Raw genomic sequence first — 18,548 nt, forward strand, 5'->3', positions numbered from 1 at the left:
ACGCGCTGCACAACAATCCGGCGCAACGGCCAATATCAAGACCTGCAGGCGGAGTTGGCGTTCCGTGTGCGGGCCGTCTATGCTGTGCACGTTCTTGTCGGGGTGCCTTGCTATGAGGCTGAGATCGGATAATCCGGATCCCGTTGAACCTGATCAGGTTAACGCCTGCGTAGGGAACAAGATTTCTCGTCCTTTCGGCGAGTCCTCTTGTGCTTCGTCCGGGGTCTCGCGCATTTTCTGCACGGCACCTCGCGTACAAGCACAGCATCCGTTCACAGGGTGCATCCGTGCCTTTCAGGTTCGCTCCGACATTCCCGTGATGGATGCCGTCTGGAGAGCCTGTGATGAATACAAAAGCAAAAAACACCGTGCATTTGAGCGACTCGGCCCGGGTCGATTCGGGCTCCGTGCAGCCCTTCACCCGTTCGCGCAAGATCTACGTCCAGAGCTCGCGTGCGGACATCCGCGTGCCGATGCGCGAGATCAGCCTGGATGTCACGCCCACCGACTTCTCGACCGGCAGCGGCGCAGGTGAAATCAACCCGCCGGTGACCGTCTACGACACGTCTGGCCCGTACACCGACCCCAGCGTCGTCATCGACGTGCGCAAGGGCCTGGCCGACGTGCGCTCGGCGTGGATCGACGACCGCGGCGACACCGAGCGCCTGGCCGGCCTGAGCTCCAACTTCGGCCAGCAACGCCTGAGCGACGAGGAACTGACCAAACTGCGCTTCGCCCATGTGCGCAACCCGCGCCGCGCCAAGGCCGGCGCCAACGTCAGCCAGATGCACTATGCCCGCCAGGGCATCATTACCGCCGAAATGGAATACGTCGCCATCCGCGAGAACATGAAGCTGGCCGAGGCGCGCGCTGCCGGCCTGCTCAAGGACCAGCACAAGGGCCACAGCTTCGGCGCCAGTATTCCCCAGGAGATCACCGCCGAATTCGTCCGCGACGAGATCGCCCGCGGCCGCGCAATCATCCCGGCCAACATCAACCACACCGAACTCGAGCCGATGATCATCGGCCGCAACTTCCTGGTGAAGATCAACGGCAACATCGGCAACAGCGCGCTGGGTTCCTCCATCGAGGAAGAAGTGGCCAAGCTCACCTGGGGCATTCGCTGGGGCTCGGACACGGTGATGGACCTGTCCACCGGCAAGCACATCCACGAAACCCGCGAGTGGATCATCCGCAACTCGCCCGTGCCGATCGGCACCGTACCCATCTATCAGGCCCTGGAAAAGGTCGGCGGCGCGGCTGAGGACCTGACCTGGGAGCTGTTCCGCGACACCCTGATCGAACAGGCCGAGCAGGGCGTCGACTACTTCACCATCCATGCCGGTGTGCTGTTGCGCTATGTGCCGCTGACCGCCAAGCGGGTCACCGGCATCGTCAGTCGCGGCGGGTCGATCATGGCCAAGTGGTGCCTGGCGCATCACAAGGAAAACTTCCTGTACACGCACTTCGATGACATCTGCGAAATCATGAAAGCCTACGATGTCAGCTTTTCCCTGGGCGACGGCCTGCGTCCGGGGTCGATCGCCGACGCCAACGACGAAGCCCAGTTCGGCGAACTGGAAACCCTTGGCGAGCTGACCAAGATCGCCTGGAAGCACGACGTGCAGTGCATGATCGAAGGTCCGGGGCATGTGCCGATGCAACTGATCAAGGAGAACATGGACAAGCAGCTGGAGTGCTGCGACGAAGCGCCGTTCTACACCCTGGGCCCACTGACCACCGACATTGCGCCGGGTTACGACCACATCACCTCGGGCATCGGTGCCGCGATGATCGGCTGGTTCGGCTGCGCCATGCTCTGCTACGTGACGCCCAAGGAGCATCTTGGGTTGCCGAACAAGGATGACGTGAAGACCGGCATCATCACCTACAAGATCGCCGCCCACGCTGCCGACCTGGCCAAGGGACATCCGGGCGCGCAGATCCGCGACAACGCCTTGAGCAAGGCGCGCTTCGAGTTTCGCTGGGAAGACCAGTTCAACCTGGGGCTGGACCCGGACACCGCGCGCGCCTACCACGACGAAACCCTGCCCAAGGATTCGGCCAAGGTCGCACATTTCTGCTCGATGTGCGGGCCGAAGTTCTGCTCGATGAAAATCACCCAGGAAGTGCGCGAGTACGCGGCCAACCAGAAGATCGAAGCCGTCGATCTGAGCGTTGAAGAGGGCATGCGCGAACAGGCGCAGCGCTTCAAGCAGGAAGGCAGCCAGTTGTACCAAAAGGTCTAGTCAGTATCTTCGGTGGTGCGGTTTTCGCGGCCGCTGACCGCTCCTGCGATCCCTCCGTAGGAGCGGTCAGCGGCCGCGAACCGGCACCACCGATGCCCCAACAACCTTCGACCCATTTCCACTCGAGCCCAGCCATTGAAAACCTCCTATTCTCCCGATACTGCGGTGTCCGCCGCCCAGCGCGTGCTGGGCGGGCGCGACCTGTTCTCCCTGTGGTTTTCCCTGGGCGTGGGCCTCATGGTGCTCCAGACCGGCGCCCTGCTGGCGCCTGGCCTGGGCCTGGCCGGCGCACTGGCGGCGATCTTCCTGGGCACCCTGGTGGGTGTTTTGCTGCTCGCCTCGGTCGGCGTCATCGGCAGCGACACCGGCCTGTCCGCCATGGCCGCCCTGCGCCTGACCCTGGGCCGCGGCGCCGGCAGCGTTCCGGCCTTGCTCAACCTGTTGCAACTGATCGGCTGGGGATCGTTCGAGATCATCGTCATGCGCGATGCGGCGAGCCTGCTGGGCACGCGCGCGTTCGGTGAGGGCAGCCTGGGCAGCAACCCCTGGCTGTGGACCGTGTTTTTCGGCGGCCTGGCGACACTGCTGGCGGTCACCGGACCGCTGACCTTCGTGCGCAAGGTGCTGCGCAAGTGGGGCATCTGGCTGCTGTTGGCAGCGTGCCTGTGGCTGACCTGGAATCTGTTCGCCAAGGCCGACCTGACGACCCTGTGGAACACCGCTGGCGACGGTTCCATGGACCTGGCCACGGGCTTCGACATCGCCATCGCCATGCCCTTGTCGTGGCTGCCGCTGATTGCCGACTATTCGCGATTCGGCAAGCGCGCCAAAAGCGTGTTCGGCGGCACGGCCGTCGGGTTTTTCATAGGCAACTTCTGGTTGATGAGCCTGGGCGTCGCCTACACCCTGGCGTTCGCGCCCAGTGGCGAAGTCAATGCGCTGCTGCTGGCGTTGGCCGGGGCCGGCCTGGGTATACCGCTGTTGTTGATCCTGCTGGACGAGACGGAGAACGCCTTCGCCGATATCCATTCGGCGGCGGTATCGACCAGCTTGCTGTCAGGGCTCAAGGTCGAACACCTGGCCTTGGCAATCGGCATGATCTGCACGCTGATCGCCTGCCTGGCACCGCTGGCGCAGTACCAGAACTTCCTGCTGCTGATTGGCTCGGTGTTCGCGCCGCTGTTCGGCGTGGTGCTGATGGACCACTTCGTGCTGCGCAGGCGTTCGGCGCAGGTCGAACCGCGCGCCGTGCACTGGAGTGCGCTGCTGGCCTGGCTTGGCGGCGTATGCCTGTACCACGTGCTGGCCAATCTGTACCCGCAGATCGGCGCAACCCTGCCAGCGCTGCTGGTGGCCGGGTTGCTGTACTACCTGATCGAGCGAGTGCTCAACCGCGACCCGGGAACAGCTCGGGCTTGATCACGCCATTGAGGCGCGGGTAGGCGATCTTCACTTCCGGGTGGCCCATGGCGTAGGGGGCGATGCTGTACACATTGTACTTGAGCACCACGCCCCCATAGGTCAGGGCAATGTTCGGCGTTTGCTGGAAGGGCCACTGGCGAATGAACTCGGCGTCCTTGTCCAGTTTGCTGGCGACCAGCCAGCCGCGGTGGGCTTCTTCGGCGGCCTGCCAGAACGCACGCTCCTGGCCTGGGACCAGCATGTCCTGCAAGGTCAGCTCGCGGTGTTCGCGGCGCGACCAGTTGATGAAGCCGCGCCCGGGCATGCCATGGGCGCCGCCGGTCATGGCGTAGCTGGACAGCTCGACCACAACAATGCCGTCATGCTGTTCGCGTACCTTGGCTTGCAGGTAGCTGCTGTAACGTGGCTGGGCCTCGCGCATGAACTGCTCTTCGTAAGCCTTCAGGGTCGCGGGCACGCGGGCGTCGGGGGTATTGACGGTCATCTCGCGCAAGCGTTTGTCGATGGCTGCATCCAGGCCCGGCTCGTCGGGAAAGTGCACCACGTCGATGTTCACCAGCGGGCAATCCTGATTGTCGCAGCCAGGCTTGAGGTGCTCGAAAGCCTCGCGCTTGGTGTCCAGCGGCGCCCGGTAGTTGGGCTGGAAGAGGCTGGAGCAGGCACCCAGGGTCAGGGCGACGCAGGCCACGGAGGCGAACTTGAGAAACGACATGAGGGTCCTTGGCGGGTAATGGAATTATCGTGGTTGGACTGTCGGTCGAACCGTCGGTTCGCCAGTTGCGCAATCTTAATGCCTGCTCGCCCAACCGCCTATCCCGAGGCGCGCGGCTTCACCTCAAAGGGGCTGCAATACGGGCCCATCGCGGTTAGGATGGCCCCATGCTGCATGCACGAGTAAGAGGTTTTTCCATGCCAGATTCATCACGATCAATGCCTTCGGCGGTCGAAATCGACAAGCGCGAGCTCTGCTTCCAGGGCTTCTACAAACTGGACAAGCTGTTCCTGCGCCACGAGCTGTTCAACGGTGGCATGAGCAAGCAGATCAGCCGCGAATTGTTCGTGCGCCACGATGCCGTGTGTGTGTTGCCCTACGACGCCGCTCGCGACGAACTGGTGCTCATCGAGCAGTTCCGGGTCGGCGCGGTGGGCAAGGTCGACAACCCCTGGCTGATCGAAATGGTCGCCGGGCTGATCGACAAGGACGAGCGGCCCGAGGAAGTCGCGCACCGCGAGGCCGACGAGGAAGCGGGCCTGCAGATCGAAGCGTTGTGGCCGATCAGCAAGTACTTCCCGTCACCCGGCGGCAGCGACGAGTTCGTGCACCTTTACCTGGGCCGCTGCAGCAGCGAGGGCGCAGGTGGCCTGCATGGCCTGGAAGAAGAGGGCGAGGACATCCGCGTCAAGGTCTGGGCATTCGACGATGCCCTGCAGGCCGTGCGCGATGGTCGAATCATCAACGCGGCAGCGATCATCGCCATCCAATGGCTGGCCCTGAACCGCGACGAAGTCAGGGGGCTGTGGTCGTGAGCCCGTTGCGCGAGCGCTACCGCGTCGATCTGGTCGGCCTGCAGGCCGCCTGCGAAGCCAATTACGCGCGGCTCATGCGCCTGCTGCCGGACATGCGCAGCCAGCAGTTGTCACGCCGCATCGCCATGACCCAGGCCGACCAGATGCTCGGTGTGCTGACGCTGGAGGTGCTACTTGCCTGTCCGTACACCACCACCCTGCGCGTACGCCAGGAACACAGCCTGCCATGGCTGCCGGTGCCGCAGATGGAGGTGCAGGTGTACCACGACGCGCGCATGGCCGAAGTCGTCAGCGCCGAGCACGCCCGGCGTTTCCGCAGCGTCTATCCCTACCCCAACGCGGCCATGCACCAGCCTGACGAAAAGGCCCAGCTCAATCTGTTCCTGGGTGAGTGGCTGAGTCATTGCCTGGCCTGTGGCCACGAGTACGAAGCGGTACGCTGAACATCGGCCTGCACGAGCGCCGCAGGTCGCATTGCCCTTGTCATCCAGGCTGCGCATAATTTGCCGGTTCGCCCTTTTGCCTGGAGACGGTCTTGTCGAGCCTATCTGATCCTGCTGTCGATGCACCGGTAGTGCTCGTGCAGCTTTCCGACAGCCACCTGGTGGCCGCAGCCGACGGTGCCATGTTCGGCTTGAACACGCGACGGAGCCTGGCGCAGGTGGTTGCGCAGGTGCTCGAGGAGCAGCCGCGCATCGACCTGCTGGTCGCCACCGGTGACCTGTCTCAGGACGGCACGCTGGCGTCTTACCAGGCATTCGCGCAGGCCACCCAGGTCATTTGCGCACCCACGCGCTGGCTGCCTGGCAACCATGATGAGCCTGCGCTCATGCAGCAGGCCGCCCAAGGCACCCAGTGGCTGGAGCCTGTGGCGGACGTGGGCGCCTGGCGGGTGACGCTGCTCGATTCGACCATCGCCGGTTCGGCAGCCGGCCATCTGGCCGACGACCAGTTGCAGTTGCTCGAGCGGGCGCTTGCTGAAGCACCGCACAAGCATCATCTGGTGTGCCTGCACCACCATCCGGTCGCGATCGGCAGCCAATGGATAGAGCCCATCGGGCTGCGCAACGCCGGGGCCCTGTTCGAACTGCTCGCGCGTTTCCCGCAGGCGCGTGGTGTGCTCTGGGGGCATGTGCATCAGGAGATTGACCGGCACGCCCATGGCTTGCGCCTGCTGGCGTCGCCGTCCACGGGCATTCAGTTTCTGCCCGGCAGTGAGGATTTCGCCCTGGACAACCGCGCGCCGGGCTACCGCTGGCTGCGCCTGATGCCGGACGGGCAGATCGAGACCGGCGTGTCGCGGCTGGCGAACTTCACCTTCACCCCGGACCTGGACGCGGCGGGTTACTGATTCAGAGGCGGTAGTGCGGCCTTCGCGGCCAGAGCCCGCTCCCGCAGGGTTTCGCGCCAGGATTGCGGCTTGCCCATATACCGACGCAGCAACACCCCAACTGCACCCCCGACAAGGTAAACTGCGCGCCATCTCTATGCCCGGAGGCCCCCATGCCCGGTTCGATCCTCTACATTCACGGTCTGAACAGTTCGCCGGATTCGCAGAAAGCCCGCCAGCTGAGCGCGCTGATGCAACGCATCGGCCTGGCCGACCAGCTACGCGCGCCGGCGCTGCACCACCATCCGCGCCAGGCCATTGCCCAACTGGAAGCCGCGCTGGCGCAGCTCGACGCACCATTGCTGGTGGGAAGCTCCCTCGGCGGCTACTATGCGACGCACCTGGCAAAGCGCTTCGGCCTCAAGGCATTGTTGATCAATCCGGTGGTCAATCCCCACCACCTGTTCGATGGCTACCTGGGAATGCAGACCAACCACTATACGGGCGAACGCTGGCAGTTGACCCGCGACCACGTCACGGCCCTTGCCGAGCTGGAAGTGCCGGCGCCCACCGACCCCGAGCGGCTTCAGGTGTGGCTGCAGACCGGCGACGAAACCCTCGACTATCGCCAGGCTGCGGCCTTCTACCAAGCCTGCAGCGTACACATCGAAAACGGCGGCGACCACGGCTTCCAAGGCTTTGCGCAAAAGTTGCCAGCGCTGCTGGCATTCGCCGGCATCGACGCGGCGCGTTACCAGGCCGTCGATTTTGCCCAGCTTTGATTACTCTTTTCACGAACGACTGACGACGAGACCCCATGGCCAATCCCAGCGCTAGCTCCTATAACGCAGACGCCATCGAAGTCCTCTCGGGCCTCGACCCGGTGCGCAAGCGCCCGGGCATGTACACCGACACCAGTCGGCCCAACCACCTGGCCCAGGAAGTCATCGACAACAGTGTCGACGAAGCCCTGGCGGGCCATGCACGTTCCATCCAGGTCATCCTGCACGCCGATCACTCTCTTGAAGTGTCCGACGATGGCCGTGGCATGCCCGTGGACATCCACCCCGAGGAAGGCGTCAGCGGCGTCGAGCTGATCCTTACCAAGCTGCACGCGGGCGGCAAGTTTTCCAACAAGAACTACCAGTTTTCCGGCGGCCTGCACGGGGTGGGCATCTCGGTGGTCAACGCCTTGTCCAATCAGGTGCGGGTCAGGGTCAAGCGCGACGGCAACGAGTACCAGATGACCTTCGCCGATGGCTTCAAGGCCACCGATCTGGAAGTCATCGGCACCGTCGGCAAGCGCAACACCGGCACCAGCGTGTACTTCGCCCCGGACCCGAAATACTTCGATTCGCCGAAGTTTTCCGTCAGCCGCCTCAAGCATGTGCTCAAGGCCAAGGCGGTGTTGTGTCCCGGCCTGCTGGTCAGCTTCGAAGACAAGGGCAGCGGCGAGAAGGTCGAGTGGCATTATGAAGACGGTCTGCGTTCGTACCTGATCGATGCGGTCACCGAATTCGCTCGCCTGCCCGACGAGCCGTTCTGCGGCAGCCTGGCAGGCAACAAGGAAGCCGTGGACTGGGCACTGCTGTGGTTGCCCGAAGGCGGCGACAGCGTTCAGGAAAGCTACGTCAACCTGATCCCGACGGCTCAGGGCGGTACCCACGTCAACGGGCTGCGCCAGGGTCTGCTGGATGCGATGCGCGAGTTCTGCGAGTTCCGCAACCTGCTGCCACGCGGCTTGAAGCTGGCGCCCGAAGATATCTGGGAACGCATCGCCTTCGTGCTGTCGATGAAGATGCAGGATGCGCAGTTCTCCGGCCAGACCAAGGAGCGGCTGTCCTCGCGCGAGGCGGCTGCGTTCGTCTCCGGCGTGGTCAAGGACGCCTTCAGCCTGTGGCTCAACGCCCATCCCGAATTGGGCATGCAGTTGGCCGAACTGGCGATCAGCAACGCCGGGCGTCGCCTCAAGGCGAGCAAGAAGGTCGAGCGCAAGCGCATCACCCAGGGCCCCGCATTGCCTGGCAAGCTGGCTGACTGCGCCGGGCAGGACCCGGCCCGCTCCGAACTGTTCCTGGTCGAAGGGGACTCGGCCGGTGGCTCGGCCAAACAGGCGCGGGACAAGGAGTTCCAGGCGATCCTGCCGTTGCGCGGCAAGATCCTCAACACCTGGGAGGTGGACGGCAGCGAAGTACTCGCCAGCCAGGAAGTCCACAACATTGCCGTGGCCATCGGCGTCGATCCCGGTGCCGCCGATATCAGCCAGCTGCGCTACGGCAAGGTGTGCATTCTGGCCGACGCCGACTCCGACGGCCTGCACATCGCGACCCTTCTGTGCGCGCTGTTCGTCCAGCACTTCCGGCCTTTGGTGGACGCCGGTCACGTCTACGTCGCCATGCCGCCGCTGTACCGCATCGACCTGGGCAAGGAGATCTTCTACGCCCTGGACGAGGCCGAGCGCGACGGCATCCTCGACCGCCTGGTCGCCGAAAAGAAACGCGGCAAGCCGCAGGTCACGCGCTTCAAGGGCCTGGGCGAAATGAACCCGCCGCAACTGCGCGAAACCACCATGGACCCCAACACCCGCCGGCTGGTGCAACTGACCCTGGACGACTTCGCCGGCACCACCGAAATCATGGACATGCTGCTGGCCAAGAAACGTGCGGGCGACCGCAAGGCGTGGCTCGAGTCCAAGGGCAACCTGGCCGAGGTGCTGGCTTGATCGCAGCGCTGCTGACAGCCCTGTTCGCCCTGGCCCTGCCGACGCTGGCCGTGGCGTCGGGGCAACCACCCGTGCCCGAGCTGACCCTGGTCGGCGAGCACGCGGTGGACGGTATGCCCACCGGGAACCTGTCCGGCCTGGCGCTGTGCCGCAAGACCTTGTGGGCCGTTTCGGACCGGGAGGACGGTACGGTCTATCGGCTCGATACCTCGACTCCCAACTGGCAGGCCACGGCCGTAACCTTCAAGGCGCCGCCGGTACCGCCCAGCGGGCTGCCCGTTCGTCTGCGCATGAGCAGTTGGGCGGCGGCCTTCGTGCGTGGCGGCGACTTGGATTTCGAAGGCATCAGCTGCGATGCCCGAGGCAACCAATACCTGGTCAGTGAATCCCACGTCGCGGTGCTGCAGATTCCCGTGTCAGGCGAGCCGAAATGGTTGACCCTGGACCCGACCCTGGTCAGTCAGGCACGCGCCAGCCACCTGCTGTTGCATTTCAATGCCCTGTTCGAAGGGCTGACCGTCAATCTGGCGGGCGACCGCCTGTGGCTGGCTGCCGAACGTCAGCAGCGCGGCCTGCTGGCCGTTCGCAAGCGGCCATTGAGCTGGAGCTGTGAGGGGCGTTGCGTATTGCTTGCTGAAGGCGGTGCGGAAGCCCTGCCGGTGCAGATTCCCCGGGCCAGGCACATGCCGCGCGATTTTGCCGATCTGGCCTGGTTCGATGGCAAGCTGTTCACGCTGGAACGCAATGCCTATCGCATCTGTCGTCGCGACGCGGACACGGCTGCCGTGGAGCGATGCTGGTCGTTCGCCGCCGAGGCGCTGTTGCCGGCTCGCCGCTATGATGCTCCTTACGGTCTGACCGAAGCGCTGAGCGTCGATGCCGAGGGGGCATGGGTGGGCACCGACAATAACCAGTGGGCCCGCGCCGATGGCGAGCGGCGTCCGGTGGTCTGGCGCTTCGCGGCCCCCGCCGGCGGCTGGAGCGCCGCGCCATGAGCCAGGCCGCACCGGGCAGGCGTGTTGGCAAGGTGTTGATGCTGCTGGCCTGGGCCGCAGCGTTGTACCTGGCCACGCAGTTCTTCGGTGACTGGGAACAGCGTCGAGAAAATCCCAATGCGGTGCCGGTTTCCCAGCACGGCGACGGCTACGTGGAAGTGCAACTGGCCGGCAATGGCCAGGGGCACTTCGTCAGCGGCGGCTTCATCAATGGGCAGCCGGTGCAATTCATGCTCGACACCGGCGCCACCGATGTGGCCATGCCCGAAGCGGTCGCGCGCAAGCTCGATCTGGCCCGCGGTGCGCCGGTGCTGCTGACCACTGCCAATGGCAAGACCCAAGGCTATCGCACCGAGATCGCCACTCTGCAGCTGGGCGATATACGCCTGAGCAATGTCCGCGCCCTGGTGGTGCCGGGCTTCGACGGCGACCAGGTGCTGCTGGGCATGAGCGCCCTGAAACAACTTGAATTCACTCAGCGCGGCGGCAACTTGCTGCTGCGCCAGACCACGAAACGATGAGGCTTGCATGAGCGATTCCCTCGATCTCAGTCTTGACGGCGTAGAACGCCGGTCCCTGGCTGACTTCACCGAACAGGCCTACCTCAACTACTCCATGTACGTGATCATGGACCGCGCCTTGCCGCATATCGGTGATGGCCTCAAGCCGGTCCAGCGACGCATCGTCTATGCCATGAGCGAGTTGGGCCTGGACGCCGACGCCAAGCACAAGAAGTCCGCACGTACCGTGGGCGATGTACTCGGCAAGTTCCACCCCCACGGCGACTCGGCCTGCTACGAGGCCATGGTCCTGATGGCCCAGCCGTTCAGCTATCGCTACACGCTGGTCGATGGCCAGGGCAACTGGGGCGCACCGGACGATCCCAAGTCGTTCGCCGCGATGCGCTACACCGAGGCGCGTCTGTCGCGCTATTCCGAGGTGCTGCTCACCGAGCTGGGCCAGGGCACGGCAGACTGGGTGCCGAACTTCGACGGTACCCTCGACGAGCCGTCGGTGCTGCCGGCACGGCTGCCCAATATCCTGCTCAACGGCACCACCGGCATTGCCGTAGGCATGGCCACCGACGTTCCACCGCACAACCTGCGCGAAGTGGCCAGCGCCTGTGTGCGCCTGCTCGACGAGCCCAAGGCAACGATCGAGCAGCTCTGCGAACACATCCAGGGCCCCGACTACCCGACCGAAGCGGAAATCATCACCCCGCGTGCCGATCTGCTGAAAATCTACCAGACCGGTCGCGGCTCGGTGCGCATGCGCGCGGTGTATCGCCTGGAAGACGGCGACGTAGTCGTCACTGCCTTGCCGCACCAAGTGTCCGGCGCCAAAGTGCTGGAACAGATCGCGGCGCAGATGCAGGCCAAGAAGCTGCCGATGGTGGCCGATCTGCGTGACGAATCCGACCACGAGCACCCGTGTCGCATCGTCATCATTCCACGCTCCAATCGCGTCGAAGTCGACGACTTGATGCAGCATCTGTTCGCCACCACCGATCTGGAGTCGACCTACCGGGTCAACGTCAACATCATCGGTCTGGACGGTCGCCCGCAGTTGAAGAACCTGCGCACGTTGCTGGTCGAATGGCTGGAGTTCCGTGTCAACACCGTGCGCCGTCGCCTGCAGTTCCGCCTGGACAAGGTCGAACGTCGCCTGCACCTGTTGGACGGCTTGCTGATCGCCTTCCTCAACCTGGATGAAGTGATCCACATCATCCGCACCGAGGAGCATCCCAAGGCGCGCCTGATCGAACGCTTTGCCCTCACCGAGATCCAGGCCGACTACATTCTCGACACGCGCCTGCGTCAGCTCGCGCGCCTCGAGGAAATGAAGATCCGCGGCGAGCAGGAAGAACTGGCCAAGGAACGCGCCAAGCTGCAGGCGCTGCTGGGCAGCGAAAGCAAGCTGAAGAAGCTGGTGCGCGCCGAGCTGATCAAGGACGCCGAAACCTATGGCGACGAGCGTCGCTCGCCGATCGTTGCGCGCAGCGAAGCACGCGCGCTCTCGGAGAACGAGCTGATGCCGACCGAGCCGGTGACGGTGGTGCTGTCGGAAAAAGGCTGGGTGCGCTGTGGCAAAGGTCACGATATCGACGCCACGGGCCTCTCCTACAAGGCCGGTGACGGCTACAAGACCGCAGCCATCGGGCGTTCGAACCAGTTCGCGGTATTCATCGACTCGACCGGGCGCAGCTATTCGGTGGCCGCGCACACCCTGCCTTCGGCCCGTGGCCAGGGCGAGCCGCTGACCGGCCGCCTGACGCCGCCACCCGGCGCAAGCTTCGAGTGCGTGATGCTGCCCGACGACGACGCGTTGTACGTCATCGCGTCGGACGCCGGCTACGGCTTCGTGGTCAAGGGCGAAGACCTGCAGGCCAAGAACAAGGCTGGCAAGGCACTGCTCAGCCTGCCCAAAGGGGCCAAGGTGATCAACCCGCGTGCCGTACCCGATCGGGAACGGAACTGGCTGGCCGCGGTGACCACCGAGGGCCGCCTGCTGGTGTTCAAGATCAGCGACCTGCCGCAACTGGGCAAGGGCAAAGGCAACAAGATCATCGGCATTCCCGGTGATCGCGTGGCCAGTCGTGAAGAATTCGTCACTGACCTTGCGGTGGTCGCCGAAGGCTCGACGCTGGTGCTGCACGCGGGTAAACGCACGCTGTCGCTCAAACCCGATGACCTGGAGCACTACCGTGGCGAGCGTGGGCGGCGCGGCAACAAGCTGCCCCGCGGTTTCCAGCGTGTCGACGCCCTGGTCGTGGAAAACCTCTGATCGACGCCCGCGCCTGGACGGTGGCCGTGCTGCCGTTCGACGGACAAGCACTGGAGTCAGGGCGCGGATTCACGGATGATAGGCCCTTTCGCGGCGCTGCCAAGCGGCAGCGTCCAGACGACTCGGTCAAGTATTGCTGCGGTTGCCGTGTGGCAGCCGCCTGGATGAAATGATGAAACTGTTGCGCCTTCCCGTGATTTTATTGCTCAGCGGCGTGCTGGGACTGGCCGGATGCAGCACGCATCAACCGGTGGCCCTGTACCAGCTCGACAGCGGCAACCCCGGGCTGCCCAAGGAAAGTCGGGGTATGGCCGTGCTGCTGGGGCCAGTATCCGTGGCCGACTACCTGCAGCGCGAAACGCTGCTGCAGCGCCAGTCCGACGGCAGCCTGAGAGCGTCCACCGACGGTCGCTGGGCCGGCAGCCTTTCTGCCGACATCGACCAGTTGCTGTTGCGCCAGATGGCCTGGCGCCTGGACAGCCAGCGTGTGGTGTTGGCGCCTACGCCCGCCAACTTCACGCCTGACGCCCAGGTGCTGTTGTCGATCACTCGACTCGATTCAGGCAGCGGCCAGCCTGCCGTCCTGGATGCCCAGTGGCGTGTCCTCGACCGCCGTGGGCAAGTGCGTGACAACCGCATCGTCCATCTCGAGGAAAAGCATGACGGCGGCACCGCGGATCAAGTCCAGGCCCAGGGCGTACTGCTGCAGCGCCTGGCCGCGCAGCTGACTGCAGCGCTCAAGCCGTTGGCCAACCAGCCGGCGCTGGTCGAGGAGCGCAAGTCCGCGCCGGCGCAGGTGCGCCGCGAGCAGGAAAAGTCGCGGATTCCTCTGGCTACGCCCATCCGCACCGATCTGGAAGTGTTCCGCTTCTAGAACGGCGCCCACAAAAAAGCCCGCATTGCGGGCTTTTTTTATGGGCAAACGCTCAACCAATCAGCTGATTCGTGCCAGTTGGCGTTCCAGCAGGGACGGGTAGGGCTCCAGCAGACGCTCGACGCAGCAGGCCCCTTCGGGGCTGGCGATCGAGCGAATGCGCGCGCGTTGACGGATCAGCGGGTCTTCGCCGATCTCGCGCACGACCAGCAACAGGTTGCGGCTGTGCTGCGAAAGCGCCAGTGCATCCTGGGCCGATTCGGTCAGCAGCAGGTCGATGGAGTTCAAGCCGTGAACTTCGTCGCTGAGCACCAGACCCAACTGCAGTTGCAGGGTGATGCCGCTGTCGGCGACCTCGATCTGCAAGGCATGGCCCAGGGCACGCAACAGTTCGCCGCAGCAGATCGCGTTGGTCAGGTAGTCATCACCGCTGTGTTCACTGTGGAACAGCATCAGCGTGCTGCCGTCGTTGAGCATGTGCACTTCGCTCTCGTACAGCGAGGCGGCCTGTTGCAGGCAGTCGTGATAACGCTCCAGCAGCTCGGCCAGACGTGCCTTGGGCAGACGACGCAGTTGTTCCTGTGCACCCAGTTGCACGGCCAGCACGGCGCTGTCGGTGTGCACCCGAGCCACGGCAGTGGTCGGCTGCTTGATCACGGCCACCGGGGTTTCGCGCAGGTCGGCGAACGGGTCGTCACCGAAGTCTTCTTCGTCTTCGTCAGCCTGAATCTGGCGCATGACCGGTTTTACCGGCTTGGCTGCCACGGGCGGGAAGGGGCCCGGCTTGGCGGTTGCCGTGCGCACGGGTGGCGCTGCGTGCGGCACCTCGTCTTCGTCGGTGTCTTCGGGTTCGACCTCGGGCTCGCGCGGCTCTGGCGCCAGCTGTGCGTGCAGCTGCCGGGCCAGGTCGCCGATCTCGTCGGTGCGCTGGGTGGCCGGGGTGAACTCGTCGGGGTTGCGCAACCAGACCCGCAGTTGCAGCAGCGGCGTGGAGATGTAGCGACCCAGCCGCAGGCTCAAAGCCAGTGCCAGCACCAACAGGATACCGGCCAGAACGCCCATGCTTTGCAGGCTGATGGTCAACGGCTGCTGGAACTGGTTCATGTCCAGGCTGATGCGCAGTTGCCCGGCCAGCGCATCCTGGAAGTTGATCTTGGTTTCGTACAGCCCCTGGCTCTGCCCCAGCAGGCCGCTCTTGGGGCGCTGGCCGGCTTCGGCGAGAATGCGGTTGTCCGGGCTGAAGATCGCCGCGTGGGCGACCAGCGGGTTCTTCACCAAGTTGTTGAGCAGCACGTTGAGGCTGAGGATGTCGTTGGACACCAGCAGCTCGGTGGCGGACGTGGCCGTCTGCGTGGTCAGGCTCTGCCCCACCGCGTCGGCCTGCTCGTGCATGGCCTGCTTGAACTGCAGACCCATGACACAGGCGTAGATCACCAGGGCAATGGCAACCAGCACGATGTTGGTGAACGCGATGCGCAAAGCCAGGGGCACTCGACGGTGGCGCACGGCTCGGAAGATCAGCAGGAAGAAGTTGTCGGTTTTGACTGGCGTAGGCCGGTTCACTGAGCGCGGCTCTTTGTCCGTGAAGTTGGCGCGCAGTATAACGAGCACCCTCCGAGCGGCAAAGCGCTGCCTGTGCCCGATGGTCACTGAAAGTGGTTAGAATGCGTTTTTTTTCATGAAACGGGGTGCCTCTTGCGCGAAATCGTCCTGATCAACATCACCGCTCAGGAGCAGTCGGGCATCGCCGATGCCTTGCGCGCCGCCCTGGCCGCCGATACCACGTTCAGCGCCGCCCAGTCCGCCACGCAGGCTGAACATGTGGTCAGCGTGATGGGGCGCCAGGTCGGTCACCCCGCCTTGCAGCAGGTGGTCAGCCTGCTGAGCGAGCATGGCTTGGCGTTGGCGAGCATCGAACGCCTGTCTGCCGCCGTGGGCGGCAATGCCTGTTTCGAGCTGGGCCTGCTTGGCACGCTGGAGCAGCCTCTGCAATTGCGCGGGCAGGTGCTGGAACTGAGCGCTGCGCTGGGTCTGGACATCGTCTACCAGCCCGAGTCACCTCAGCGCCGACACCCACGCCTGGCGGTGTTCGACATGGATTCGACCCTGATCGAGGCCGAGGTGATCGACGAACTGGCCAAGGCGGCCGGCATCGGCGAACGCGTCGCGGCCATCACCGAGCAGGCCATGCGCGGCGAAATCGATTTTCGCGCCAGCTTCAAGGCGCGTCTGGCACTGCTCGATGGTCTCGACGTTGCGGTACTCGATGACATCGGTGCTCAACTGCGCCTGAGTGAAGGGGCCGAGCGCTTGTTCGCCGAACTCAACCGCATGGGCGTGAAGACGGCCATTCTGTCCGGTGGCTTCACATATTTCGCCAGGCAGTTGCAGGAGCGCCTGGGTATCACCCATGTGTTCGCCAACGAACTGCAGGTGGTCGACGGCAAATGCACCGGCGTGGCAGTCGAGCCGATCGTCGACGCCCAGCGCAAGGCCGACCTGCTGCAGCAGCTGGCTCGTGAACAAGGTGTGGAGTTGAGCGAGACCCTCGCCGTGGGCGATGGCGCCAACGACCTGGCCATGTTGGCGATTGCAGGCCTGGGCGTGGCGTTCCGTGCCAAACCGCTGGTGCGGCAGTCGGCGCGTCAGGCCATCAGCGTGCTGGGGCTGGACGCCGTGCTGTACCTGCTGGGCCGCCGCGACTGAACGCAGGCTGGCTCAGAGGTCTTTCCACAGCGAATCGAAGTCTTCTTCGGGCGCAGCATCGTCGGCACCGGCCGGCGCCGGTGTGGCCACCTCCAGCAGGTGGTATTCGAACTGGTTGAAGCTGCCGGTGCCGGTCATGCGCTGACCAAGCCCGGCCGGGCGTTCTTCACCTTGGGTGTTGATGATCACCTTGTTGCCTTCCAGGAACGGCATGCGTGGGGCCAGCAGGGAGGCGGGTATGTCGATGGCGCGGATTTCCGGCAGCAACAGGCCGCGCAGGAACTGGCTGTTCTGCTCGCTGACGCGCACCAGTTGCAGACCGCATGGCTGCGCGTGCGGTGCCACCAGCTCGATGCCCATCTGCGTGCCGCCACTGCGCACCTGACGGATCCAGCGCACCACCGCCACGCTCCAGCCCTGGGCCTGAGTGTCCTGGATGCCGATCATTTCTCCGGCCTGCAGCTGCGGCGGGACTTCCCTTGGCCATGCCAGGCAATAGCCACCGGGGCTGTGGTTGACGATCTGCAGAGCGTAGGTAGGGAAGTGCTGGTCATTGTTGGACGCGCTGGCGGCGCCGCTGCCTTCGCCGCTCGGCAGGTCGTACTGGATTTCTTCGTAGTCGCCGTGCCGATCGGTTTCGCTCGGCCTGCTCCAGGACTGGGTGGTGGCGCCTGGCACGAACTGTGCGCTCTGGGAAAGGGCCGGGCGCTTGAGGATCTCGCTGAAGGAACGCTCGCCGCCAATGTAGTAATGCAGCGCGCTCATGCCGATGCACACCGTCAGGTTGCCCTGGCCAGGGGTGCGGGTAAAGGTACGTTCCGCCACATCGCCCCAGGCGGCCGCCACGTGTTGCAGCAGATCGATGCTGAAATTGCTGGGAATCAGGCGCGACTGAGCACGCTGCTCGACCGGCATTTCCAGGTGCGTCTTGATCGCCTCGACCAGATCGGCGGGGTCAAGTCCGACCAGCAGTGGCAACTGGTCCTCTTCATACAGCGTCTTGTAGCGCGGCGGGCTGTCTTCGTCGGGCGCCATGGCGAACAGACTCGAAGCCAGGGTGGCAGGCTGCACACGCACCAGCAGGCTCCAGGCCTCGAGCACTTCGGCCAGACGCAGGATCGCCTGCTGGCGCATCTGGTTGCAGCGTGAACTGCCCAGCAACAAGGCGGCGGTGTAGCTTTGCTGCACGCTCAGGGTCGTGCCATGCGCGGCCAGCGGGTCATTGATCGGGACGTTCTGCAACTGATGCGCCAGGGCCGCCTGGTACAGCTGGTGCAGTTCCAGCCAGACCCCGTCGGGCACCGGACAGTACAGCAGGCTGGCACGCATCACTGGCCCATTCAGACAGTGCAGGGCGCGCTGCGCAGCGGTGGCCAGAAGGGCGGCGCGATCCTTGGAGGCACGGTCTTTCGCGTAGGTGGCGCTAATGCGCAGCACTATCTGCTTGTAGCCGATGGCCAGATGGTTCTGCAGGGCCTGGCACAGGTTGGCGACCTTGCGTGAGCGTTCGTCGAGAACGATAGACTGGTTCAGGAAGTGTCGTTCCAGATGCTTGCAGACGAAATACACCTCGGGCCGCAGCAGCTCAAGCAGTTGCAGGCGGTTTTCGCTGGGCGTGAGCAGCTGGTTGAGCTCGCCAAGGCCCTGGTACAGCAACCGGGCGGTTTCCCCCAGATTGGCCTTGGGCAGCTTGGCAATCCAGCGCTTGAGGTCGCGCGGGGTCGCTTCGCAGAAGGTCAGGCTCAACTGCGATGGCGTCGGTGCGCGCAACAACAGATGGGGGCGTGGCGACATCGGTCGTTTCCTGGTTCAACTCAGGTCGTCGCTCGAGGGCTTGAACGACGAGAAAAGACAGGCCATTCATTTGGCCGTATGCAAGGACTCTAACAGCATTGGATAAAGGTCGCAGCCTCGATGTCGCCGAGGCTGCGCCGCGCAG

Annotated in this window: 15 protein-coding genes and 1 riboswitch; of the genes, 12 read left to right on the plus strand and 3 right to left on the minus strand. The window is 64.5% G+C overall.

The features are described from left to right. Positions 1-88 precede the first annotated feature (88 nt). A riboswitch (TPP riboswitch) is annotated at positions 89-193 on the plus strand. Between the two features lie 151 nt (positions 194-344). Next, complete coding sequence (gene thiC, locus H7993_RS16010; RefSeq protein WP_185794967.1) at positions 345-2,249, plus strand: phosphomethylpyrimidine synthase ThiC; 1,905 nt, start codon at positions 345-347, stop codon at positions 2,247-2,249. 135 nt (positions 2,250-2,384) lie between these two features. Then, a complete protein-coding gene (gene cytX / locus H7993_RS16015; protein ID WP_206683055.1) occupies positions 2,385-3,668 on the plus strand; it encodes a putative hydroxymethylpyrimidine transporter CytX in 1,284 nt (427 codons plus the stop codon). On the opposite strand, the gene H7993_RS16020 is transcribed toward cytX, so the two are convergent. Continuing rightward, a complete protein-coding gene (locus H7993_RS16020; RefSeq protein ID WP_185794968.1) occupies positions 3,637-4,383 on the minus strand; it encodes an RsiV family protein in 747 nt (248 codons plus the stop codon). The two genes, cytX and H7993_RS16020, sit on opposite strands and share 32 nt — an antisense overlap. Positions 4,384-4,580: 197 nt before the next feature. Here H7993_RS16020 and H7993_RS16025 point away from each other — a divergent pair, with 197 nt between their 5' ends. From H7993_RS16025 to H7993_RS16065, 9 genes are all read left to right on the plus strand, one after another. Beyond that, positions 4,581-5,198, plus strand: coding sequence for an NUDIX domain-containing protein (locus tag H7993_RS16025; RefSeq protein ID WP_185794969.1), 618 nt, complete (start codon positions 4,581-4,583; stop codon positions 5,196-5,198). Continuing rightward, complete coding sequence (locus H7993_RS16030; protein ID WP_197975833.1) at positions 5,153-5,641, plus strand: DUF1249 domain-containing protein; 489 nt, start codon at positions 5,153-5,155, stop codon at positions 5,639-5,641. The genes H7993_RS16025 and H7993_RS16030 overlap by 46 nt, the downstream gene beginning before the upstream one ends. A gap of 92 nt (positions 5,642-5,733) precedes the next feature. After that, the gene (gene cpdA / locus H7993_RS16035; protein WP_185794970.1) at positions 5,734-6,549 is read left to right on the plus strand and encodes a 3',5'-cyclic-AMP phosphodiesterase; all 816 of its coding nucleotides are present in this window, start codon (positions 5,734-5,736) and stop codon (positions 6,547-6,549) included. 152 nt (positions 6,550-6,701) lie between these two features. Further along, positions 6,702-7,310: a YqiA/YcfP family alpha/beta fold hydrolase gene (locus tag H7993_RS16040; RefSeq protein WP_122480400.1), complete on the plus strand. Its 609-nt coding sequence runs from the start codon at positions 6,702-6,704 to the stop codon at positions 7,308-7,310. Between the two features lie 35 nt (positions 7,311-7,345). After that, a complete protein-coding gene (gene parE, locus H7993_RS16045; RefSeq protein WP_043191207.1) occupies positions 7,346-9,250 on the plus strand; it encodes a DNA topoisomerase IV subunit B in 1,905 nt (634 codons plus the stop codon). 8 nt (positions 9,251-9,258) lie between these two features. Beyond that, a complete protein-coding gene (locus H7993_RS16050; RefSeq protein WP_425312024.1) occupies positions 9,259-10,245 on the plus strand; it encodes an esterase-like activity of phytase family protein in 987 nt (328 codons plus the stop codon). Further along, on the plus strand, positions 10,242-10,766 hold the full coding sequence (locus H7993_RS16055; protein ID WP_185794971.1) for a retropepsin-like aspartic protease family protein: 525 nt from the start codon (positions 10,242-10,244) through the stop codon (positions 10,764-10,766). Before H7993_RS16050 ends, H7993_RS16055 begins: the two co-directional genes overlap by 4 nt. Before the next feature lie 7 nt (positions 10,767-10,773). Further along, positions 10,774-13,029, plus strand: a complete 2,256-nt coding sequence (gene parC / locus H7993_RS16060; RefSeq protein ID WP_185794972.1) for a DNA topoisomerase IV subunit A — start codon at positions 10,774-10,776, stop codon at positions 13,027-13,029. Between the two features lie 169 nt (positions 13,030-13,198). Beyond that, on the plus strand, positions 13,199-13,903 hold the full coding sequence (locus tag H7993_RS16065) for a PqiC family protein (RefSeq protein WP_122480397.1): 705 nt from the start codon (positions 13,199-13,201) through the stop codon (positions 13,901-13,903). Between the two features lie 60 nt (positions 13,904-13,963). Here the strand turns inward: H7993_RS16065 and H7993_RS16070 are convergent, their stop codons facing one another. Beyond that, positions 13,964-15,466: a histidine kinase gene (locus H7993_RS16070; protein WP_185794973.1), complete on the minus strand. Its 1,503-nt coding sequence runs from the start codon at positions 15,464-15,466 to the stop codon at positions 13,964-13,966. Between the two features lie 180 nt (positions 15,467-15,646). Between H7993_RS16070 and serB the strand changes: the two genes are divergently transcribed. Then, the gene (gene serB / locus H7993_RS16075; RefSeq protein WP_425312025.1) at positions 15,647-16,609 is read left to right on the plus strand and encodes a phosphoserine phosphatase SerB; all 963 of its coding nucleotides are present in this window, start codon (positions 15,647-15,649) and stop codon (positions 16,607-16,609) included. A gap of 12 nt (positions 16,610-16,621) precedes the next feature. Here serB and H7993_RS16080 read toward each other — a convergent pair whose 3' ends face one another. Beyond that, positions 16,622-18,403, minus strand: a complete 1,782-nt coding sequence (locus H7993_RS16080; protein ID WP_185794975.1) for a molecular chaperone — start codon at positions 18,401-18,403, stop codon at positions 16,622-16,624. Between the last annotated feature and the right edge of the window lie 145 nt (positions 18,404-18,548).

The organism is Pseudomonas baltica (assembly GCF_014235765.1).
Taxonomy (GTDB): Bacteria; Pseudomonadota; Gammaproteobacteria; order Pseudomonadales; family Pseudomonadaceae; genus Aquipseudomonas; species Aquipseudomonas baltica.